This is a genomic window from Clostridia bacterium, from assembly GCA_012840125.1.
Lineage (GTDB): Bacteria > Bacillota > DULZ01 > DULZ01 > DULZ01 > DULZ01.
Window position 1 is genome coordinate 1 of record DULZ01000030.1, and the last position, 21,522, is coordinate 21,522.

Sequence of the window (21,522 nt, forward strand, 5' to 3'; positions counted from 1 at the left end):
AAGTTGCCTCGCATGGGAAAATCCGTTTTCGGCAAGTTGAGTGTTTGATCGTATCCCATTTCCTTCACCTCATCACTATGAATGCATGGCAATAAAAATACCCCTCACCCAAAGGACGAGAGGTTTCCCGCGGTACCACCTTTATTGCCGATCACAATGATCGACCGCTCGTCATCGTAACGGAGATGCCTCCGGAAACCCCTAGAACTATCCTTACGGCATAGTCTTCAAGGTTCCAACTCCCGGGTGATCTTCAACAAGGCTTCCCTATCCGGCTTCCACCTGACCCGGACTCTCTTGAAGGTCCGCCTTATCTACTCTCCCGTTAATGGTTATTCACTGTCATTCAATTATGTAAAAATTATATCATAATCAGTACCGGTGTCAAATCGTTCCTTAATCGCAAAGCCCCAAGGAACGTTTCTCCTCTTCACCGACACTGGCGGCTGCTTCCTCCAGCATCGCCTCGAGGCTGCTCCCCGCCTCTTCCGGCTCTTCCACCGGTGCCGCTGCTCTTTCCTCTACCCGGTCACCGCCAAACTCTTGTTCCAGTAACAATAACTGTGCTTGAAAAAAGGCCTTCAAATGGGTCCGGTAACCGGCTTCCAATTGCTGCAAGCGGGCGTACTCGTCCCTGATTTCCTTCACTCTCGCCTCGGCATCCCGGATCATGTTTTCTCCCTGCAATCGCGCTTGCTCCAGCAGCAGCGCCGCTTCCTTTTCCCCGTTTTTCTTCACTTCCTCCGCCGCTTGCTGGGCCAGCACCAGCGTTTCCTGTAAAGTATGCTCAATGGTAGTATAATGATTCAGCTTCTCCTGCAGTTCCTGCAGTTGTTCCTGCAGGTCCAAGTTCTGCCTGTAGATCTGCTCATAATCCTTTAACACCTTGTTGATATAGCTGTCCACGTCTTTCGGCCGGTAGCCGCGAAAACTCTTCTTAAACTCCCTGCCCTTTTGCAAATCCAGAGGTGTCGCAACCATGTTTTCCCTCCATTTTTCTCCTCAAGTAGCCTCTTTTACAACGAATACAACAAGCTTAGCACCAGCCACTCCACCAACTGGATTACCAGAATCGCCACGATAGGAGAAAAAGGTATCAGGCTGTACGGCAGCATCCGTTGGATAGGGATCATGACCGGATCCGTCACTTCATGAATAAACTTGACCACCGAATTGTAAGGAACATTAGGTATCCAGGTCAGCAAGGCCCTGGCAATGATGAGCCAGGACAGCAGTTCAAATGCCACACGGACCAGCTGAATCAGCGTGTAACTAATCTCTCGTCACTCCTTCGCACCACTTAATTCTCGCGCTCTTTCCCAAGCCCGGACCACTGCTTTGATCAGAGTTCCCCGCAGTCCTTCCGTTTCAAGATGTTCCAGGGCACAAGCGGTCGTACCGCCGGGAGAAGTAACCATTTCTTTCAGCACGGCAGGGTGCTGCCCTGTTTCCACCAGCATGTCTACCGCCCCGGCCACCGTATGCAGGACCAACTCCCTGCTCAACTCCCGGGGCAAACCGACCCGCACTCCTCCTTCAATCAGGGCCTCCAGCATTAAGAACACATAGGCCGGCCCACTGCCGCTTAAAGCCGTCACCCCGTCCAAGCTTCCTTCCGGCAGTTCCGCCGTAAAGCCTAAAGCACCAAACAGGTTTTTGGCCGTCTCCACGTGTTCTTCCAAGGCGTAGGTGCCCCTGGCCAGGACCGCTGCCCCTTTCCCTACCAAACAGGGTGTATTGGGCATCACCCGGATCACCGGGACCGGACCTGTCAACATGCTCTCAATCTGGCCGGTGGTAATACCTGCCGCCACGGAGATCAACAATTGTTCCGGCGAGATGACCGCCGTTAAAGGCTTCAACACATCGAAGAATACCTGAGGCTTCACCGCCGTTACGATGATGCCGGTGCCCTGCACGGCTTCCATGTTACCGGCGCTGGTACACACCCGCCAGCGTTCCTCCAGGTAGCTGCGCCGGCCGGCCAAGGGTTCGCTGACAATAATCTCTTCCGGCCGGTACTGCCCGCTGCGCAAAGCACCGGCCACCAGGGCTTCCCCCATGGCCCCGCCGCCAATCACTGCCAACCGGTAAGACAAGTAGGTCACCCCTTACTCCTTTAGGACAATTTCAGGGACCAAACGTTTTCCTCGTCATCCCAGTCCCCCGTCAGGTCCCCGGTCACCTCGACATTGTTGGGCAAAAAGAGAATAATACCGGGACTGACTTTTTGCATGCTGCCGTTTAAGGCATAAACCGTTCCGCTTAAGAAATCCACCACTCGCCTGGCCATCTCCAGTTCCATGGCCTCCACATTGACCACCACCGGGTGGCGGTTCTTCAGGTGATCGGCGATCACCTGCACCTGTTCAAATTTCGTCGGCTTGGAGACAGCCATGCGCATAGGCTTGGCCGCCGTGGGCAGTCCCACCAGGTTCGCTCTCCTGCTTTTCGGCTCCAACTCCTCCTGTTCGGCCCCCGGGGCGGCCGGCTCGGACGGCTCCTCTTCAATTTCGTAGCCAATCAAGTTGAGCACCTTGTCCACAATTTTCATGGAAAATCCTCCTTTACGCCCGTTGTCCAAAAATACCGCTGCCGATCCTGACCATATTGGCGCCTTCTTCCACGGCCACTTCGTAATCATTGGTCATCCCCATGGACAGGTACCGCATCTCCACCCGGGGATAATGCAAATTATCTATCTCCCGGGCAAGCCGGTAGAGGGAACGGAAAACCGGTCTTACCTCTTCCGGGTCATCCACCAGGGGCGCAATGGTCATCAACCCTTGCACCTTCAAATTCGCCAGGGCCATGAGCCTGTCCAGGAAAGGTATCACTTCATCCCGGTGCAGGCCGAACTTGGTCTCTTCCCCGGCCACATTCACCTGCACCAGCACCGGTATCACCCGCCCGGCTGCCGCGGCTCTTTTCTGCAATTCTTCGGCCAGGGACCACCGGTCCAAGGAGTGCACTAGGACCACCTTGTCCACAATGTATTTGACTTTATTTGTCTGCAAATGACCGATGAGATGCCAATTAGCTACCGGGCCCAACTCTTCGTACTTGGCCACCAGTTCCTGCACCCGGTTTTCACCCAGGTGGCGGATGCCGGCTGACAAAGCTTCACGAATTCTCTCCGCGGAAACTGTCTTCGTCACCGCTACCAACTCAATCTCCTCAGGTTTCCGGCCAAAACGTTCCGCGGCTTTCGCGATCCGTTCCTGGATTTCAGCCACATTTGTTTTGATGTCCCTCATGACCACCTGACCTCCAGATGTAGTTATTTCTACACACCCCATTGAATTCCTGCTAAATTTTGGCTAATTAGCAGGTAGGCTCGCGACACCGTCAATCAGATACGGGTTGGTGATGACCCGGTCGCCCCTTAACAGGCCATCCACCACGCTGTAGTCTTCCCCTTGGAGCACAACCTGCACCGGTATCCATTGATAGCCTTGCAGGGTCTTTTTATATACTCCCTGTTCATTGTCCTTCAGCACCAGTGCCCGGTTGGGAATCACCGGGCCTTCCGCCTTAGCCAGGATAATGCTTAGCTGTACCTGCCGTTCATGTAACAGCTCCTTGCGGTCCAGTTCCAACACTCCCTGACCGGTAACACCATGGCTGGTGAGGTTCTTCAAAGTACCTTGACATATTTTATCGTCCAGGCTAAAAGTCAGCTTTTTCCCCACGGCGGGAAACAAGTCAAGATACTGGGAATCAAAGTGGAACCAGATCAGGGTAGGCTGCAGGTTATTGACGACTTTGAACAGGGGCTGCCCCGCCTCAACAAAAACGCCGGACGCTGACTCCTGCAAAGCCGGAGGGGACTTATCCAAATTAACCAGTTCCAAAGCCAGGACATTCTGGGGCGTTAACACCTTTTCCCAGCCGTCCGTATGGTAGCACACTACCCCGGCGCCGGGTGCCTCCATCACCTGGCTGGCCCCGCCGCTGGTTCTAATCACAGCCACCGGTTCCCTTTCCGCTACCCGCTGTCCTTCCTGAGCCACCGGGTTAAGAGTACCGGCCCGGGAGGCAAAAACCACCGTTTCATCACGGATGACCAGGGCCCGGTCCACATCCAATTGCCGCTGGAGAGTCCCGGTTTCCACCTCATAATAATTGAGCAGGAAAGGGAAAACCATCGCCCAGGACTGCAGAAAAACGAACCAGGCTGCCAGGCACAGGATCCCGGTACAGCATATTTTCGCCAGCAGCGGCTTCCATGGCATGGGGGGGCGTGTTTTCTTCCTGACGATCACCTTGACCTCTGCCATTTCAGCTTCACCCCATGATTAGATTAACCGGCCAGCATGATCAGAGCAGCCATGCGCCCCGTTAAGCCGTTTTCTTTCCGGTGGGAATAGAACAAATCTCTTTGGCAGCCGGTACACAGGCGGCTGGTAAAAATATGGTCCCTGGGGACCCCGGCTTCTTCCAAAGCACTGGCATTAGCCTCCCACAGGTCCAGGTGCCATTTTCCCTGCCCGGCAGCCCTAAAAAATGCCTCCCCATGGGCAAAGGCCTGGCCAAAGGCATCCCGCACGGGCCTGTCCACTTCGTAACAGCAAGGTCCGATGCTGGGCCCGATGGCCACCAGGCAGTCTTCCACCCTGGTGCCGAAATATTTCTTCATTTCGAGCAGCGTTTTCGCGGCAATCTTTAAAGCCGTTCCTTTCCAACCTGCATGGGCCAAGCCCACGGCCGGGGTAACGGGATCCAGGAAAATCACCGGCACACAGTCCGCATGATAAGTGCTGAGGGGTACGCCCGGTACATTGGTAATGACGGCATCGGTACCCGGCAGCGCCGTTTCATAGGTCAAAGCACCCCGGCCTCTATGTTCCGCCGCCACCACCGCCACGCGGTCACCGTGCACCTGCTGCAGGGCCACTAAATCTTCCAAGGGAAAGCCGACGGCCCGGGCCGCGCGCCGCCGGTTTTCCACCACCTTTTCAGGCGCATCCTGAACAGTGAAGCCCAGGTTCAGTGTATGGAAAGGGGGTTGGCTCACACCGCCCAGGCGCGACGTAAAGCCATGTTTTACTAAACCTGTTTCCGTCAAAGGCGTAACTGTCAAAAAACGTACTCCGTTTACTTGCTGCCACTGGAACACCGGCATCACACCTTTAGTTTCAGTTTAATCATCATTATATAATACTTACCCGTGCCAGTAAAAGCGTCTTGCGGCGAATCAGCAAAACAAGACAAAAAAAGCCCCGGTATGACCCGGAGCTCATGCACTATGAACAGCTTGTCCCTACTCGAACTGTCTTAAGTCAATCACCCGCTGGTTAGCGGAACCGCGGTACGGGAGATTAAAGGTTTTCTGCTCTAGGATATAGGGCCCGTCAATCAACCAGTCGGTTACCTTTAAGAGCGCCAGGATGTCCGGCCGCGACCGGGACAAATCCAGCAAGTCTTCAAAAAGGTAACCTGTATAGGTGACGATGTCGTAACCCTTGTGTTTTAACTCCCGGCCTAAGGACGCCAGCGCCTGAGCTTGCAAGAACGGCTCCCCGCCGGAAAAGGTGACTCCTTTGATGTGTTTCTGCCGGCAGATATCCGCCAGCAAGGTGTCCAAGGCCACCAGTTCACCCCCACTGGGATCATGGGTCTGGGGATTGTGGCAGCCCGGGCAGCGGTGGGGGCAACCCTGGGCAAAAATCACGTACCTGATGCCGGCCCCGTCCACTACGCTGTCTTTTTCCACCCCGGCAATCCTGAGTTTCATGGCCCGCTCACCTGCCTTAAACCACAAAATGATTGACCCGCTGCCGGAGTTCCGCTTTCTTGGCCTCATTGAACCGGTCCACCGTGCTGAAATAACCGGTGATCCGGCGTACCCGCCTGATGGCGGAACACCCGCAGGCAGGGCACTCTGCCTGGTTGATCACCCCTTGAAAACCGCAGCCGGTGCAGAAATCAATGGGGAAATTTATGCCCGCATAGCCGATGCCGCTGTCCGCCATGTGCCGAATCAGGCCTTCCATGGCCTCGGGGTTGCCTGCCGGCGGTGACTTCATCTCCACATAGCTGATATGTCCCCCGTTGCAGTATTGGTGATAAGGCCCTTCCAAAGCGATTTTGTCAAACCAGGAAATGGGATAGTACACGGGGATGTGAAACGAATTCGTATAGTATTCCTTATCAGTCACCCCCGGTATCACCCCGAAACGTTCCCGGTCAAATTTCACAAAGCGCCCCGACAAACCTTCGGCGGGGGTAGCCAGCAAGGAATAATTTAAACGGGATTGCTCCGTGAGCCGGTCGGTGAAACGGCGCATCCTGGCTATGATCTCCAGGCCAAGCTCCTGGCTCTGCGGGTCCTCCCCGTGATGCTTACCGGTTAAGCAGGTGAGGGTTTCCGCCAAGCCGATGAAACCGATGGTCAAGGTGCCGTGTTTAATGGCCGGTTCAATGGGGTCCTCCGGGCCCAACAGGTCCGAGTCCAGGTAGAGTCCTTGCCCCATTAAAAAGGGCATATCTTTTACCCGCAGCCGTGATTGGATCCGGTACCGGTGGTAGAGCTGGTCCGCCACCAGTGCCAAAGTGCTGTCCAGGTACTGTAAGAATAATTCCAGTTTCCCCTTGGCTTTTAAGGCTAAACCTGGCAAATTAATCGAGGTAAAAGAAAGATTGCCGCGCCCGTTGGAAACCTCAGGGCCGTTCACATTGGACATGACCCGGGTACGACAGCCCATGTAGGCCGCTTCATCCCCGTAAGGACTGTTAAAAGGGGCATCCATAAAGCTAAAAGTGGGATTCATCCTTTTACCCGCCACGCGCATGGCCAATTGGAACAAGTCATAATTGGGATCCCCCGGCAGGAAATTCACCCCTTTTTTTACCCGGAAAATGATATTGGGGAAAATCGGGTTTTCACCGCGGCCCAAACCCTTCTCATAAGCCAGCAGCAGGTTGCGGGTCACCTTGCGCCCGGCTTCGCTGGTATCGGTCCCCAGGTTCACGCTGCTGAAAGGAACCTGCGCCCCGGCCCGGGAATGCATGGAATTGAGGTTGTAAATAAAAGCCTCCATGGCTTGATAAACCTCTTCGTCATCGGCTCCGGCCACAAAAGGCGCCAGGTCCCGGTCAAAAAAGGCAAAGGACTGGCCGCCGTGCATGTCATTTTGAGAGCTTTGCAGGATAATCGCCGCCAGGGCCGTGGCGGAACCCGGTCGTTTCGGCGGCCGGATATAACCGTGCCCGGTATCAAATCCTTCCGTCAGCAGCCTTTTCAACGGGATATGTATGCAAGTCAGAGTTTTCCCATAAAAGTCAAGATCATGAATATGAATAATGCCCTCCTGGTGGGCCCGGGCAAAGGTACTGGGAATAACCCGGCTTAAATAATATTTCTTGCTGGCCGCGCTGGCAATCTGCAGCATTTTGGCCGAGGGGGAATTACCGATATTGGCGTTTTCCCGGCTGGTTTCCTTCAGGATCTCCGCCACCGCGTCCATCAAGTCCGATTTCGCTTCCCTGATCTGCGTCCGCCTAGCTCGATACAGAATATACGCTTTGGCGGTCCGGGCATGTCCGTTCTTAATGAGGACCCGCTCCACCACATCCTGCACGTCTTCTACGGTAAAAAGTTTACCAGGATAGGTTCTTTCCAACTCCGCCAGGACCTGCTCCGTCAGTTTCTCCGCCGTGTTCCGGTCCCGTCCTCCTACCGCTTGGGCGGCCTTAAAGATGGCAGCGGTGATTTTTTCCGGATCAAAATCAACTACGCGCCCGTCCCTTTTTTGGATTTGCGTCAACATCTTCTCCATCCTCCTTGTGCTTCTGCTGTAACAAGTCCTGCAGCTCCTGCAGGAAGGACTGCACATCTTTGAACTCCCGGTACACGGAAGCAAAACGTACATAGGCCACTTCATCCAGAAGCCGCAGCCGCTCCATCACCAGCTCGCCGATCACCTGGCTGGAGACCTCACGCTCCATCTGATTGTACAGTTCCCTTTCAATCTCTTGCACCAGCTGCTCCAACCTGGCCATTTCCACCGGGCGCTTCTCACAAGACTTGATAATGCCCGTCAGGAGCTTGTCCCGGTTAAATACTTCTCTTTGCCCGTTCTTCTTCACCACGACTAAAGGCAGCTCTTCCACCCTCTCATAGGTCGTAAACCGCCTGCCGCAAGCCAGGCATTCCCTGCGCCTCCTGATGACCGTCCCTTCATCTGCCGGCCTGGTATCTTGTACTTTGGAATCAGGATGGGCACAAAAAGGGCATCGCATTGAAACGCCTCCTTCCGGGAGTCACTATATATCGTACATTTACCAGTATAAACCACAACATATAGTGTGTCAATGAAGAACTGTGTCATGGCTTGTCCCATATGGAGGCGGCTGCCGGCCGGCTGCGCCGCTGGGTCTCTTGGGGCTGCCGGCGGGTTTAGAAATTGTGTTTTGGATCCGTGTAATTAGGTACTTCCACCAGGATCACATCTACACCTAGTTTCCTGATTCTCTCCCAGGGAATGACAATATCATCGTTCTTGCTTAAGAAACCCATAAAGCGGCCTGTGCCGGGCAAGATGATGGACTTAATCCGGCCTTCTTCCAGGTCAAGATCGATGTCCTTGATCATGCCTAACCGCCGGCCGTCGACGATATTGACTACATCCCGCATTCTTAGATCCGAAACTCTCAACATAAAGCCACCCCCGGTTATGCTTACATCTTCCAGGAATATATATGAAACAAGTCCTCAAATAGTGCCTGCTGTCTATCCCCCGGCAAATAAAAAAGCCCTCTTGATGAGAGCCGCAGACTGTTGAACAGCATCCGTACGGTATTTCATAGAAAGCCGGGGCTGCTGGGAACCGGTTGGGGAATGGCACCTAATCACAGTGACCATTGCGCCGTAACGAACAAAAAGCCCCTCTGCCGGGGGCTGGTATCACTTTAAAAGGGCAGCTTCACCTGGCGCAAAAGTTCCGCCGTCTTGAATTTAAAGTGGGGCCATGGGGTCGCCGCCTGTTTGTCTCCTCCTTTGACTTGTCGCAAAAGCTCCTCGGCGCTCGTTTCCTCCAGTTCGCCTTGGGCAATGTCCACAAAGCAGAGAGGTGGGAAAAGAACACACCACCAATTGGACCCTTCTCCCTCGCCGATGATCACCTTCACCGCCTCATATTCCCCGGCCGGCAGGACGAGTGAACCGTAACCCTTGACCGGAAAGGGGAAAACCCCGTATTCCACCCTTACCGGGTCCTCACACCCGGCTTCCCGCAGGCGATGTTCCGCCAGCCGGTGGATGTAGTCCATCCTATCCTGCAGGACCGCGCGGACTTCCTGAACGGTCCCGGCTTCCGCCACATAGGGTCCCAGCTTAGCCAGAATCTCATCCCGGACTTCGTGTTTCAACTGCTGGTCCACTGCCAGGTCTGAATTGGCAATCACATGCAGCCGGATTAAATTGTCGGGATGAAAAGCCACCTGGGCTTCCTGCATGTGGATCCAGTAGCCTCCCAGAACCAACAGTGCGGAAAGGCACAATCCCCCGATGATGCTTCTCACGGTTTCCGCCTCCTCGTTAAACGTACTTGCGCATATGGGCTAAAGCAGCCTTCTCCAAGCGTGATACCTGTGCTTGGGAGATGCCGATTTCTTCCGCTACTTCCATCTGTGTCTTGCCGTGGAAAAACCGCAGCGTTAAAATCATTTTTTCCCGCTCGCTTAGTTTAGACAGGGCTTCTCGCACGGCGATTTCTTCCAGCCAATTATTATCGTGATTCTTTTCATCTCCGATCTGATCCATGACAAAAATCGGATCCCCGCCGTCATGGTAGATGGGCTCGAATAATGACACGGGTTCTTGGATAGCATCTAGAGCAAAGACAACTTCTTCCCTCGGCAATCCCAGTTCCTCGGCGATTTCAGTAATCGAGGGTTCCCGGGAATATTTGTTGGCCAAAGCATCTCGCACTTGCAGTGCCTTGTAAGCAATATCCCGTAAGGAACGGCTGACCCTGATGGGATTGTTATCCCGGAGATACCGCCGGATCTCCCCGATGATCATGGGCACCGCATAGGTGGAAAACCTGACGTTCTGGTTCAAATCGAAGTTGTCAATAGCTTTCATCAAGCCGATACAGCCGACTTGAAATAAATCGTCGACATATTCACCGCGATTGGTAAAACGCTGGATGACACTCAACACTAACCGGAGATTGCCGCTGGCCAGTTCTTCCCTGGCGCTCTTATCTCCTGCTTGCATGGCTTGAAAGAGCTGGCGCATTTTCTCGTTCCCTAAGACCGGCAGTTTAGAAGTGTTGACGCCGCAGATTTCCACTTTGTTAACGACCATCCATCGCTAGCCCCCAAACCGTGGTATTCTATCAATCATCTTTAATTATTGCCACGGGCAGAATCTTTTATACAAGCGGCCAGTCTGGCACCGGGCAAAGAAAAAAAGACGGCAGCTGGAAGATGCCAAAAGCCGTCTTTTTGCAGTCAGATGTTGTTATGCCCATTGAACGCCCCGGGCAAGGGAACCACCAGGGGAGTGGAAGCCGATGAGAGCGAGGCGGTAACGGAGGACAACCTGGCGGCCTCCGTCCTTTTTGCCCAGCAATTAAGCGGCGAAACCGGCGCTATTAAAGCCAATCTTGCTCTGGGCAAAGGGTCGGAGCCCTAGACCACTGTTATAACGTGTAAGTGATCATCAGAACAGCCTCCGTTGCGAATAGCGGCTCCAAGCTGTTCACGAAACAGTTAATTCCGTCCTTTTGTTTTTTACTTAGAGACGGCTGCCGTTTTCACGGTGGCTGTTTTTTATCCACCGAAGGCCGGCCACCGGCGGCGCTCTTTTTGGATGCGAGTAGCAGGTAATGCCATGGAGGCATATAGTGCCATTAACCACCGATATGCTGTTTCTGGAAAGGAAGTGTTCCGATGGCGGTCATTACTGTTTCGCCCACGACCGATCTTTTTGCCCTGATCGCCTCAAACAACGTTGCTCCCGGGGACGTACTGGTGCTGGAAGACGGGGAGTATTTCCAGACGGTGAACGTAACCTAGGATTACCTGCGGCTGGTTGCCAAGGGAACCAAAGCGGTGTTCGACGGCAAAAGTATACTTCAGAGTGCTTTTCTTCTCACTGATGTGACCGGGGTAGAGATTTTCGGCATGTCGATCATGCATTACCGCTCTAATGGTATCTTCATTACCCGGGGCGGCAGTCACCGGATTATCGGGAACAGAATTAACGGTGTTTTAAACAATGGCATCAGTGTTAGCTCGTCCAGCGGGAACCTCCTGTGGAAAAATGAAATCTGCTATGCTGTTGACGGTATTGCGATTGTTGGCGGCAGCGTGAACAACCATGTTCTGGAGAACCTGGTCACCCTGTGTGGGGATGACGGCATCGAGACTTTCTTTCTTGACGACAACAACAATGTATTGGCCGGCAATGTGGCCGTCAAAAACGGCGGTTTTGGGATGGAGATCTGGGGCGACAACAACCTGACGGCCGGTAATGGGCTGATAGGCAACAGATTAGGCGGTATCAGTGTGGGCCAGGGCAGCAGTTCTGCTGCCGTCGGCAATCTGGTCCAGAACAGCGGCAGCAGGGGGTGTTTCTTGATTAATCATAACAACCTGTTCTTCGGGGAAAACAGAGTGGAAGCCAACCTGCGGGAAGGAATCACTGTCTTAAGCGACTTTCCCTAGGGTATCTTCCAACAAAACAAGATCAGGCATAATACCGATTCGGGCATCACCCTCGGCCCGGGTGCCCAAGCGAACTTTGTGTTCAACAATAAACTGGAGTGCAATATCCCTGTCAATATCAGGGATGCAGGGGTGAACAACAACTTTTTCGGCAATATCGATGAACCTTGCAAACCTTATGAACTGCCCTTTAATGATTGTGCCGGCTCGGCGAGGCACTGGAAAGAGAGGGGAATGGATGATGGATGTGAATGTGAAGATTAGAAAAGAGATTGAACGCCTGAAAAAAACTCGTTGCCGACAGCGAAGCAATAATGGACCAGGTGCCCGGTCATTTGCGTCCGTATCAGGAAAAAGCGCTCGCATTACAGAAGAGTTATATAGCCAAACTGGAGTATATGCTGGCGAAAAACGGCAAATAGGAAAGTGGGTAGCGTAAGGCTACTATTTGTTATAGAAAGGCGCCGGCAGGTTTACTGTTTTCGCCGGCGCCGGGATTGTGATCAATCAAGAGCCTTTGCGACATGGCCTTAAGCGAGTATATCAAGCACAGGCGGCTATCCGAGGCAAACAAGGATTTATTGCCCGGGGAGAAAGTCACCGATGCGGCTGTCAAGTTCGGTTGATGCGCCGGCTTTTTCCTGATTAAAAAGGGCGTGTCGCCCTACGTTCTTATTTTAACGTTTTGCGACACGCCCCTCACTCCATCTTAATGATTTCCTTGCGCAGCCGTTTGATTATTCTTTTTTCCAGTCTGGAAATATATGACTGGGAAATACCCAGGATATCAGCAACTTCTTTTTGGGTCTTTTCCGACCCGTCTACCAACCCAAATCTAAATTCCATAATCTTCTTTTCCCTGGCCGACAGTTTTTTTAATGCTTGCCTGAGAAGCTTGCGGTCAACCTCTTCCTCAATGGATTTATAGATAATATCGTTGTCCGTGCCCAAAACGTCGGAGAGCAGCAGCTCATTACCGTCCCAATCTATGTTCAAGGGTTCATCAAAAGAGACTTCCGCCTTGGTCTTGTTGTTGCGGCGCAAGTACATCAGGATCTCATTCTCAATGCAGCGGGAAGCATAGGTGGCAAGTTTAATCTTCTTTTTGGGATCAAAGGTATTGACTGCCTTGATCAGCCCGATGGTACCGATGGATACCAAATCTTCAATGCCCACGCCGGTGTTTTCGAATTTGCGAGCGATATACACCACCAGGCGGAGATTTCTTTCGATTAACTGCCCTTTCACCGTCAAGTCCCCGTGCTCCAAACGCTCGATGAGGAATATCTCTTCATCCGTGGTGAGAGGCGGGGGCAGTGCTTCCCCGGATCCCACATAGTAAACATCATCGATCAAGGATAGTTTTCTCAGGAGTTTCACTATGTTTAACCTTAAAATCCATTTCCAATACATGAAGGAGACTTTTTCCATCATGCCACCCCCTTTCTATCCATTACATCCGGTTGTAACAATTCGGGATGCAACAAGGCGCGGTAATGCCCCTCCTGGGATAAACGCCCATGATAAACCCCCACGATCACTTTAGGCTGGTATACCACTTCCCGGCCGAGATCCACATAGACTCCGTCTGACAGGAAACCGATCAGCATTCCCTGAGCTGTGCCCAAAGAATGAAAGGGCAACAGGCGCACTCTCCGCTCCCACCCGGTTCCTTTAAACAAGGCTTCCACCTCTTCCCACTTGAGTTCCCCGGACACCCGGAACAAGCAGCGGATATCTCTTGGCAAGACACTCCTCAGTAAGGCCTCCTCCGCCACCAGCACGGGTTTTTGGGACAAAGGATCTCTTAAATGATTGCCCGTATCCACCAGGGCTCTCGCAGCAATCTTCTCTTCCCCAAAAACCATGACCACCGGGAGAGAGTGCCGGCTCTTCTGCAGGTGACGGCGAAAAACGGCCATACCTAGAGTGCTCACGAGACATAGGACCGCCACGGCGATTAGCAGCCAGGCCGCCGGCAGTCCGGCCAAAGCCAGGACACCATTGTAATTAGCGACCTTCCCCAGATCCTGAAACAAGTAAACCCCTCCCACCACGGCACCTCCCGCCAGGAAAGAAATCAGGTAAAAACAGGCAACAGCTTTACCCAACATCTGCCAGGACTGCCACGGAAAGGCGATGACCAGCATCAACCAGGAGTACAAGATTTTAATAGCGAAATTAGCCAGGAAACTCAAAGGGGGCAGCATGATCATCACGGCATAGAGGGCTCCCACCAGAGCCGCCGCTGCTATCCGCCGGCATTTGAGCGGTAGCCGTAAGCAAAAGCCGACGGACCAGAGGATCACCAGGTCCATTGCAAAGTTTACCAGCAACACCATATCAAGATAGATAACCGGCATTTTCCCAGCTTCCCCTATTTCTCTCAGTGAAACCATTTTGTGGTTTTCATTATTATACAATACAAGCCAGGCAAAAGTTGTCAGGATTTGGAGTCCGCATAAAAAAAAACCAAAGCTTTTCGCCTTGGTTTTCTACTTATGCCTGCGCATGAAAGCCGGGATCACAATGTCCTCGCTGGAGAACTGCTTGATGTTCAGCTCACTGCCCATTTTCGGGGCCTTAGGCTTCTGATCAAAGCCGGTAGCAATAACCGTAATGCGCACCTCATCCTTCAAATCATCGTTGATGACGGCGCCAAAGATAATAGTAGCCTCCGGATCCGCCGCGGAAGAAATGATTTCCGCCGCCTCGTTGACCTCCAGCAGTCCCAAATTGGAGCCTCCGGTGATGTTGAGCAGCACTCCCCTGGCCCCGTCGATGGAGGTTTCCAGCAAAGGACTGGAGATAGCCATCCGCGCCGCTTCGACGGCTCTTTTATCCCCCGTAGCCCTGCCGATGCCCATGAGGGCGGATCCCGTTTGCGACATGATGGTTTTCACGTCGGCGAAATCCAGGTTGATCAACCCGGGAATGGCAATCAAATCCGAGATGCCCTGTACGCCCTGTCTTAGAACATCGTCAGCAATCCTGAAGGCATCGGTGACGGAAGTATCCTTGCCGGCTACCTGCATCAGCCGGTCGTTGGGTATCACAATTAGCGTATCGACTTTTTCTTTTAACTCTCTAATGCCTCTTTCCGCTTGATCGGCTCTCTTCTTCCCTTCAAAACTAAACGGGCGGGTCACCACGCCAACGGTCAAGGCCCCTACTTCCCGGGCCAACTCCGCCACCACGGGCGCAGCACCGGTGCCGGTGCCCCCGCCCATGCCGGCGGTGATAAAGACCATGTCGGATCCCTGCAAGTGCTTCAAAATCTCATCGGCGCTTTCTTCCGCCGCTTTCTTTCCGATTTCGGGGTTGGCACCGGCACCTAAACCCCTGGTCAGCTTGGCACCGATTTGCAAGCGAGTTTCTGCGGTGGTAAACTTAAGAGCCTGAACATCGGTATTAATGCAGATAAACTCCACCCCTTGCAGCCCGGCCGCAATCATCCGGTTCACTGCATTTCCTCCGCCGCCCCCGACACCGATCACCTTGATCCTCGCAAATTGACTAATGTCTTGCTCTTCAAATTCCAGCATTAATTACCCTCCTTATTACGCATCGGTTAGAAGATAAGGAAAATTCGATAGATGCAGCTTACCACAGTATTGAATTACTGCGGTGGGCATATTTGAAACACCAACCCACCAAAACTAGGAGGGTTGTTTGAAACATATCCCGGGTAATGCCTCGCAAGCCCTCGGAATTCTTGCTACAAAGATGATTCAACACCAAATGGAAATTCCCTTTTTTTTCAATTAACATTGTTGTAATTTATCTACTTTTTTATCAGGTACCGCCTGATAATGCCTAGATTTTGGAACAACCTGACCCCGAAGACAAAAACCGCCGCCATGTACAGTTCCACCCCGAGCTGATCCCCGATGTAGGCCAGCACCCCGGCCAGCAACGTATTGCTGAAAAAACCGGTCAAGAAAACAATCTGGTCAAATTTATCCTCCATGGCAGCTCTAATGGCACCAAACACGGAATCCAGCGCTGCCAACACACCTACGGACATGTATTTGGCATATTCAATGGGAATCTGCAGGGGATACTGGAGGCCAATGAGAATCCCGATCAATAATCCGATAAATGGAAATAAAAGCCACATCCACCACACCGCCTTCTTCAGTTGGCATATTTGATCACAGGAGCACCGGCAAAACTAAGATCCACGTATTCTAGGTCCGCTCTATTGATCAGGGTCGTTTGCAGGATTTCCTCCATCAAGGCCGCCTTCTCGTCAATCCGGTTGCTATCCCCAAAGTTGACTTTCACCCCGTCCACGGTATGTAAAAAAATGGTGTCTTGCTGTGACAAGTCAATTTCCGCCACCAGCTCTCTCAATGCAGGAGGCAGCTTATCCACCAGCGCCAAAGCCTCTCCTAAGAGCTCCGAGGATAGGCGCTGCCCGGGGCTGAGATCCCCCACCTCCAACCCGGTGATTAAAGGCAAGCTGCTGTCGCTTACCGTAGGTACACTGCGGAGCACATGTTGCTCCCCGTCTATCTGGTAAAAACCATCGTTAAAAGGAATGACTGCTTTCGGCGTTCGCTCGCTCACGACAATCTGGATCTCCCGCGGCAGCTTGCGCATCAACTGGACTTCTTTGACCAGTGGATGCAGCAAGAGATGCTGTTCTGCTTGGTAAAAGTCCACTTTAAAAATGTTAATGCCCAGGGGAATACCGGCAAGTTCCCGCAGCTCCCCGGCAGGGATGAAGCTGTTTCCCCTGACCGTCACTGCTTCCACGGCCCAAAAGGGAGATTGGATAAAATAAAAAAGGGATAAAGAAACAACTATAATTGCCAGCAGTGCCCGGAATACGACCAGCCGCCGTTTTCGTACCAGCCGGATCCGCCGTTTACGAGCCACCCAGCCACCTCCCAGATCCACATCCACCGGAAAATGGGTTCTTCCGTAATTATAACAGAATACAAAGCCTTGTCCAAGTTTCCCATAAAAAAAGCAGCCACCTAATTAGCCGCCGGATTTATGACTTGCCGTTAACCCTTATAATGCGTGCTCCTAAAGCCGCATACTTGCTCTCCAGGCTTTCATAACCTCGATCCACGTGTTCAATACTCTCAATGATGGTCGCATCTTCCGCCACCAAACCTGCCAGGACTAAAGCGGCACCGGCTCTTAGATCAGTGGCTTCCACAAAAGCTCCGCTCAACCTAGGCACGCCCTTGATGATGGCTACCCGGCCTTCCACTTTGATGTTCGCCCCCATGCGGCGCAATTCATCCACATGCTTGAAGCGGTTATCAAAAATGCTCTCAGCCACCACACTGGTACCTTCCGCCACCGTCATCAAGGCCATAATCTGGGGCTGCATATCAGTAGGAAAACCCGGGTAAGGCAGGGTGCGGCAGTCCGCCGCTTTTAACCGGCCGGGGGCCTTCACGCGGATGCTGCTGCCGCTGGTTTCCCAGACGTGGACGCCCATTTCTTTTAACTTAGCCACTACCGGTTCCACATGCTCAACGATGACATTCGTAATATGTACGTCTCCCCTGGTTATCGCCGCCGCCACCATGTGTGTCCCGGCTTCAATCCGGTCCGGGATAATGGTGTGCTCCGCTGAGCCCAGCTCGGTCACGCCTTCTATCTTAATGGTATCCAAGCCCGCTCCCTTGATGCGAGCTCCCATGGCGTTGAGGCAGTTCTGCAGGTCAACGATTTCCGGCTCTCGTGCCGCATTCCGGATCACCGTATTCCCTTTGGCCAGCACCGCCGCCATCATGATGTTTTCCGTGGCCCCCACACTGGGGAAATCCAGGTGTATCTCCGCCCCGTGCAAGTTGGGAGCCTCCAATTCGATAAAGCCGTATTTCTCCGTCACCGTCGCTCCCATGGCACGAAAGCCTTTCAAATGCAGGTCCATGGGCCTGGAACCGATGGCACAGCCGCCGGGATAAGCCACTTTCACTTTGCGAAAACGGCTGAGCAAGGGGCCCACAATTAAGTTTGATGCCCTTAACTGCCGCATCAGTGCTTCGGAAACTTCCTTCGGTTCCACCTGCTCTCCTTTAATGTTGAGGGTGCTGCCGGACCAGTTAACCACAGCTCCAAGATGGGTTAGGATCTTCGCCATCATGGTGACATCCCTGATTTTAGGCACTTGAAACAGGGTCACTTCCCCGTGGGTTAATAAGCAGGCCGCCATGATCGGCAGGATGGCGTTCTTAGCGCCGCTGACTTTAATGTCTCCGACTAACCGGTTACCTCCCATCACAATAAACTTTTCCAAGGATCTTCACCCCCGGTTTTAACGGTCCACTCCCAGAAATTGAATCTCAGTTTTCAGTTCTATGCCAAACTGTTTCATTACTTTTTCCTGCATGACTTCGATGAGCTGCAGCACATCTTTGGCTGTGGCTCCTCCTGTATTGATAATGAAATTGGCGTGCTTTTCCGACACCCGGGCTCCCCCGATGGTTAGACCCTTGACACCGGCCTGTTCCAATAAATAACCGGCCGCCTGCTCCGGGGGATTAACAAAGACACTGCCGGCGCTGGGCCAATTCAAGGGTTGTTTAGTGCGGCGAAATTCTATGTACCGGTCCATTCTGGCCCGGATCTCTTCCCGGTTACCGGGCGATAAAGCAAAATGAACTCTTGTCACCAAGAGCGAACTGTTCTTCAACATGCTGTGACGATACCCCAGGTTCAAGGCATAGGCAGGCAAGAGCCTTAGGGAAAGATCGGGGCTGACGGTTTCCACCTGCGTCACCACTTGTGACATGGTCTGCCCATGGGCGCCGGCATTCATGACCACCCCGCCGCCGGCGGTGCCCGGGATACCGATCATAAACTCCAAACCTGTCAACCCGTGCTCCAAGGCAATCCTGGCTAAACGGGGCATGAGGGCACCGGCTTCCGCCACCACCCGGTCTCCTTTCACTTCCACCCGGGTTAAACTCCCCCCCAATTTCATCACCAACCCGGGAATGCCCCCGTCCCGGACCAGGATATTAGAACCGTTGCCCAGCAGGGTCACAGGCACATCTTTTTGCCCGGCAAACTCCAGTAACCTGGGTATCTCCTCCACGGCAGCCGGAAACACCAATAAATCAGCCGGTCCACCGATGCGCAAGGTGGTATGGTTTTTTAACGGTTCATTCACCAGGACCCGGCCGCCGGTGATGTTCCCCAGTTCTTTGGCCAACAACTCCAAATTCATCTCGGCACCTACTTCCAACGGTTTCTCATAAATGCGCCAGCAATTGCCGCCCGGTCTGCCAGATATCACCGGCACCCAAGGTGAGCACCAGGTCTCCTTTTTGTAAGTGCCGCAGTAGAAAATTGATAATCTCTTCCTGCCCGGGGCAATAGGTCACCTTGACCCCGTTGGCACGCAGCGCATCTATGATTAACTGGGCGGAAACGCCGGGAATAGGACTCTCCCCGGCAGCATAAATATCACTAACGATCACCTGATCTGCTTCATCAAAAGCTTTCCCAAATGCTTGATACAGCTGTTTGGTCCGGGTAAACCGGTGGGGCTGGAACACGGCCCACAAGGTTTTCGGCTGTAGTTGACGGGCCGCCGCCAGGGTGGCCATGATCTCCGTCGGGTGATGGGCGTAGTCATCCACCACTTTCACACCACCGGCCGTACCCAGCAGTTGAAATCTTCTTTTGGCCCCTTGAAAGACAGCTAAAGCCCCCGCCGCTTGGTCAAAGGTCAACCCTAATTCCAAGCACGCGGCCACCGCTCCTAAAGCATTTAAAACATTATGCCTGCCCGGCACCGTGAGTTCCAGACTGCCTAAATATGTACCTTTATACTCCACCACGGCTCTGGAATGGGAGGCAGTCAACTCCACCTCCACCGCCCGGAATTGGGCCCCGGGATGAGAACCGTATGTAATGACTTGCCGATGCCGTTGGGCCAGGGATTGGGTCACAGGGCAATCGGTGCACACCGCGGAAAACCCTCCGGCCGGCACCAATCCCAAGAACTCATCGAAGGCCTGCACCATTTTGTCAAAAGAACCATAATGGTCCAAGTGGTCGTCTTCCACATTGGTCACCAGCACGGCATAGGGATGGAGTTTGAGAAAAGATCCATCACTTTCATCTGCTTCCGCTACCAGGTAATTACCGCGACCAAGTTTGGCATTGACACCCAGGTTGTTGACCTCGCCGCCCACGACAATGGTCGGGTCCCACCCGTTCTTCTCGAGACACCAGGCTATCATGGAAGAAGTCGTGGTCTTTCCGTGGGAACCCGCCACCGCGATGGCCTGCTGCTCCCGCATAAACTCGGCCAGGAGCTCGGCCCGCATCAGCACCGGAATACCCAGTGACTTGGCCTTTTGCAGTTCCGGATTGTGTTCTTTAATGGCGGAAGATATAACCACACGGTCCACGGCCGGCGATAAATGTTCGGGCCGGTGACCTTCATGGATAGTGGCTCCTAAACGCACCAGCAATTCGGTGGTTTGGGATTTGGCCAGGTCACTGCCGCTCACCGGATAGCCCTTTTCCAAAAGAATTTTGGCGAGGCCGCTCATCCCTACTCCGCCAATGCCGATAAAATGCGTCCACTCCTTCTGCTTTTTCGCCTCGGCCACTCTCTCAACTCCTTTCTCCCCACCTTACATGAGCATCTTATGCAGGGCATGAAATTTTGGTTACCGGGGGTTGTCCAATCCGGGGAAAAGAGAAAAGCTATATTCGCCTGGTTTTCCCAGTTAGAGCAAAAACCTGTTCGATAATGCGGTCAACGGCATCAGGTTTACCCAGGGCCCTGGCGCCCCGGGCCATCCTTGCTAATCGCTCAGGGTGGTCCGCCAGGGCAATAATGTGCTCCGCCAGCACCGGCCCGGACAAGTCCTTTTCTTTGACCAGGATGGCGCCTCCGCTTTCCACTACCGCTTTGGCATTATACTCCTGGTGGTTTTCCGAAGCAAAGGGATATGGTATTAGAATACCGGGTAATCCTTTCGCTGTAACCTCCGCCAGGAAACTGGCACCGGCCCGGCCGATGACCAGATCCGCCACGCTAAGAGCCTGTTCCATTTGGTAAACGTAGGGCATGATGGTAATATTTCCAAAATGTGTCAAGTCTATCCCCCTGGCGGCCAGTTCTTGCAGGTACCCTTCATAGCCTGCCTGTCCCGTGATATGGAGCCAGTGGATATCCCGCCGCTCTTTGAGCCGGTCATACACATCCAGCATGGCCAGGTTAATGCTCTTGGCACCCTGGCTGCCGCCCACCACCAGCACCCGGAAGCCTTCTTTTAAACCCAGCCCCCGCAGTCCTTCTTCCCTGGTGGTCTCCAGAATTTGCCGGCGAATGGGAAGACCGGTCTCTACGATTCTACTCCCGGCAGGAAAATACTGAGCGGATTGGGGGAAGGTAATGCAAACCCGCCCGGCTACCCTGGCGAGCCACCGGTTGGTCAGACCCGGATAGGCGTTTTGCTCATGGATCATGGTGGGAATACCGAGATGGGCCCCGGCCAGTACCACCGGGCCGCAGACGTAGCCTCCCGTCCCCAACACCAGATCCGGTTTCAATCGCTGGAGCAGTCCACGGGCTTGCAGGTAACCTTTCCCGGTGGTCAGTAACGCTTTGACCGTCGCCGGCGAAATCCGCCTCGCCAGGCCCGCTGCTGCCACCGTGTAGAAGGGCCACCCCTCCTTGGGCACCAGTTCTTTTTCTAAACCGCGGGAAGTACCGACGTAATAGATCTTTGCTCCCGGTGCCACTTCCAGGAGACGTCGACCGACGGCAACGGCGGGATAAATGTGGCCGCCGGTGCCGCCGCCTGTTAAGACCACCTTTAAACCCATAAAAGCTACCTCTTTCTCTTTTAG

Annotated in this window: 25 protein-coding genes, 1 pseudogene and 1 other annotated feature; of the genes and pseudogenes, 4 read left to right on the plus strand and 22 right to left on the minus strand. The window is 53.4% G+C overall.

All coding sequences use genetic code 11. The annotated features are described in order from the left end of the window. Window positions 1-108 precede the first annotated feature (108 nt). Window positions 109-339 (minus strand) — a binding site (T-box leader). A gap of 57 nt (window positions 340-396) precedes the next feature. The 13 genes from GXX34_03455 to sigG form a co-directional block, all read right to left on the minus strand. Then, on the minus strand, window positions 397-981 hold the full coding sequence (locus tag GXX34_03455) for a DivIVA domain-containing protein (GenBank protein HHW06583.1): 585 nt from the start codon (window positions 979-981) through the stop codon (window positions 397-399). A 35-nt stretch (window positions 982-1,016) separates the two neighbouring features. Next, window positions 1,017-1,277 carry a YggT family protein gene (locus tag GXX34_03460; GenBank protein ID HHW06584.1) on the minus strand — a complete coding sequence of 87 codons (261 nt, stop codon included), beginning with the start codon at window positions 1,275-1,277 and terminating at the stop codon, window positions 1,017-1,019. 6 nt (window positions 1,278-1,283) lie between these two features. Beyond that, on the minus strand, window positions 1,284-2,063 hold the full coding sequence (proC, locus tag GXX34_03465; GenBank protein ID HHW06585.1) for a pyrroline-5-carboxylate reductase: 780 nt from the start codon (window positions 2,061-2,063) through the stop codon (window positions 1,284-1,286). Between the two features lie 56 nt (window positions 2,064-2,119). After that, window positions 2,120-2,554, minus strand: coding sequence for a cell division protein SepF (locus GXX34_03470; GenBank protein ID HHW06586.1), 435 nt, complete (start codon window positions 2,552-2,554; stop codon window positions 2,120-2,122). Window positions 2,555-2,567: 13 nt separating this feature from the next. After that, window positions 2,568-3,257: a YggS family pyridoxal phosphate-dependent enzyme gene (locus GXX34_03475; protein ID HHW06587.1), complete on the minus strand. Its 690-nt coding sequence runs from the start codon at window positions 3,255-3,257 to the stop codon at window positions 2,568-2,570. A 63-nt stretch (window positions 3,258-3,320) separates the two neighbouring features. Next, complete coding sequence (locus GXX34_03480; GenBank protein ID HHW06588.1) at window positions 3,321-4,280, minus strand: hypothetical protein; 960 nt, start codon at window positions 4,278-4,280, stop codon at window positions 3,321-3,323. A gap of 23 nt (window positions 4,281-4,303) precedes the next feature. After that, window positions 4,304-5,125 carry a peptidoglycan editing factor PgeF gene (gene pgeF, locus GXX34_03485; GenBank protein HHW06589.1) on the minus strand — a complete coding sequence of 274 codons (822 nt, stop codon included), beginning with the start codon at window positions 5,123-5,125 and terminating at the stop codon, window positions 4,304-4,306. A gap of 138 nt (window positions 5,126-5,263) precedes the next feature. Then, complete coding sequence (gene nrdG, locus GXX34_03490; GenBank protein HHW06590.1) at window positions 5,264-5,737, minus strand: anaerobic ribonucleoside-triphosphate reductase activating protein; 474 nt, start codon at window positions 5,735-5,737, stop codon at window positions 5,264-5,266. Window positions 5,738-5,753: 16 nt separating this feature from the next. Then, on the minus strand, window positions 5,754-7,772 hold the full coding sequence (gene nrdD, locus GXX34_03495) for an anaerobic ribonucleoside-triphosphate reductase (GenBank protein ID HHW06591.1): 2,019 nt from the start codon (window positions 7,770-7,772) through the stop codon (window positions 5,754-5,756). Then, entirely contained in the window at window positions 7,732-8,244 is a 513-nt protein-coding gene (gene nrdR / locus GXX34_03500; GenBank protein ID HHW06592.1) for a transcriptional repressor NrdR, read from the minus strand. Before nrdR ends, nrdD begins: the two co-directional genes overlap by 41 nt. Window positions 8,245-8,401: 157 nt before the next feature. Then, window positions 8,402-8,662, minus strand: a complete 261-nt coding sequence (locus tag GXX34_03505; protein HHW06593.1) for a YlmC/YmxH family sporulation protein — start codon at window positions 8,660-8,662, stop codon at window positions 8,402-8,404. A gap of 251 nt (window positions 8,663-8,913) precedes the next feature. Continuing rightward, window positions 8,914-9,525: a stage II sporulation protein R gene (gene spoIIR / locus GXX34_03510; protein ID HHW06594.1), complete on the minus strand. Its 612-nt coding sequence runs from the start codon at window positions 9,523-9,525 to the stop codon at window positions 8,914-8,916. Window positions 9,526-9,541: 16 nt separating this feature from the next. Next, complete coding sequence (gene sigG / locus GXX34_03515) at window positions 9,542-10,315, minus strand: RNA polymerase sporulation sigma factor SigG (protein HHW06595.1); 774 nt, start codon at window positions 10,313-10,315, stop codon at window positions 9,542-9,544. Window positions 10,316-10,465: 150 nt separating this feature from the next. Here sigG and GXX34_03520 point away from each other — a divergent pair, with 150 nt between their 5' ends. The 4 genes and pseudogenes from GXX34_03520 to GXX34_03535 all read left to right on the plus strand — a co-directional run bounded on the left by GXX34_03520 (window position 10,466) and on the right by GXX34_03535 (window position 12,302). Continuing rightward, on the plus strand, window positions 10,466-10,645 hold the full coding sequence (locus tag GXX34_03520; GenBank protein ID HHW06596.1) for a hypothetical protein: 180 nt from the start codon (window positions 10,466-10,468) through the stop codon (window positions 10,643-10,645). 419 nt (window positions 10,646-11,064) lie between these two features. Further along, window positions 11,065-11,679, plus strand: coding sequence for a right-handed parallel beta-helix repeat-containing protein (locus tag GXX34_03525; GenBank protein ID HHW06597.1), 615 nt, complete (start codon window positions 11,065-11,067; stop codon window positions 11,677-11,679). A 238-nt stretch (window positions 11,680-11,917) separates the two neighbouring features. After that, entirely contained in the window at window positions 11,918-12,118 is a 201-nt protein-coding gene (locus GXX34_03530) for a hypothetical protein (protein HHW06598.1), read from the plus strand. Between the two features lie 91 nt (window positions 12,119-12,209). Continuing rightward, window positions 12,210-12,302, plus strand: a pseudogene (locus GXX34_03535) (AraC family transcriptional regulator). A 76-nt stretch (window positions 12,303-12,378) separates the two neighbouring features. Here GXX34_03535 and sigE read toward each other — a convergent pair. The 9 genes from sigE to murG form a co-directional block, all read right to left on the minus strand. Beyond that, window positions 12,379-13,110 (minus strand): RNA polymerase sporulation sigma factor SigE, encoded by a 732-nt coding sequence (gene sigE / locus GXX34_03540; GenBank protein ID HHW06599.1) that lies wholly within the window; start codon window positions 13,108-13,110, stop codon window positions 12,379-12,381. Further along, window positions 13,110-14,021, minus strand: a complete 912-nt coding sequence (locus GXX34_03545) for a sigma-E processing peptidase SpoIIGA (protein HHW06600.1) — start codon at window positions 14,019-14,021, stop codon at window positions 13,110-13,112. Before GXX34_03545 ends, sigE begins: the two co-directional genes overlap by 1 nt. A 153-nt stretch (window positions 14,022-14,174) precedes the next feature. Continuing rightward, a complete protein-coding gene (gene ftsZ / locus GXX34_03550; GenBank protein ID HHW06601.1) occupies window positions 14,175-15,224 on the minus strand; it encodes a cell division protein FtsZ in 1,050 nt (349 codons plus the stop codon). A 239-nt stretch (window positions 15,225-15,463) separates the two neighbouring features. Continuing rightward, complete coding sequence (locus GXX34_03555) at window positions 15,464-15,799, minus strand: small basic family protein (GenBank protein HHW06602.1); 336 nt, start codon at window positions 15,797-15,799, stop codon at window positions 15,464-15,466. 17 nt (window positions 15,800-15,816) lie between these two features. Beyond that, a complete protein-coding gene (locus tag GXX34_03560; protein HHW06603.1) occupies window positions 15,817-16,563 on the minus strand; it encodes an FtsQ-type POTRA domain-containing protein in 747 nt (248 codons plus the stop codon). A 118-nt stretch (window positions 16,564-16,681) separates the two neighbouring features. Further along, window positions 16,682-17,944 carry a UDP-N-acetylglucosamine 1-carboxyvinyltransferase gene (murA, locus tag GXX34_03565; protein ID HHW06604.1) on the minus strand — a complete coding sequence of 421 codons (1,263 nt, stop codon included), beginning with the start codon at window positions 17,942-17,944 and terminating at the stop codon, window positions 16,682-16,684. Window positions 17,945-17,962: 18 nt separating this feature from the next. After that, on the minus strand, window positions 17,963-18,952 hold the full coding sequence (gene murB / locus GXX34_03570) for a UDP-N-acetylmuramate dehydrogenase (protein ID HHW06605.1): 990 nt from the start codon (window positions 18,950-18,952) through the stop codon (window positions 17,963-17,965). Beyond that, window positions 18,903-20,273, minus strand: a complete 1,371-nt coding sequence (locus GXX34_03575) for a UDP-N-acetylmuramate--L-alanine ligase (protein ID HHW06606.1) — start codon at window positions 20,271-20,273, stop codon at window positions 18,903-18,905. Before GXX34_03575 ends, murB begins: the two co-directional genes overlap by 50 nt. 97 nt (window positions 20,274-20,370) lie before the next feature. Further along, the gene (murG, locus tag GXX34_03580) at window positions 20,371-21,498 is read right to left on the minus strand and encodes an undecaprenyldiphospho-muramoylpentapeptide beta-N-acetylglucosaminyltransferase (protein ID HHW06607.1); all 1,128 of its coding nucleotides are present in this window, start codon (window positions 21,496-21,498) and stop codon (window positions 20,371-20,373) included. Window positions 21,499-21,522 lie beyond the last annotated feature (24 nt).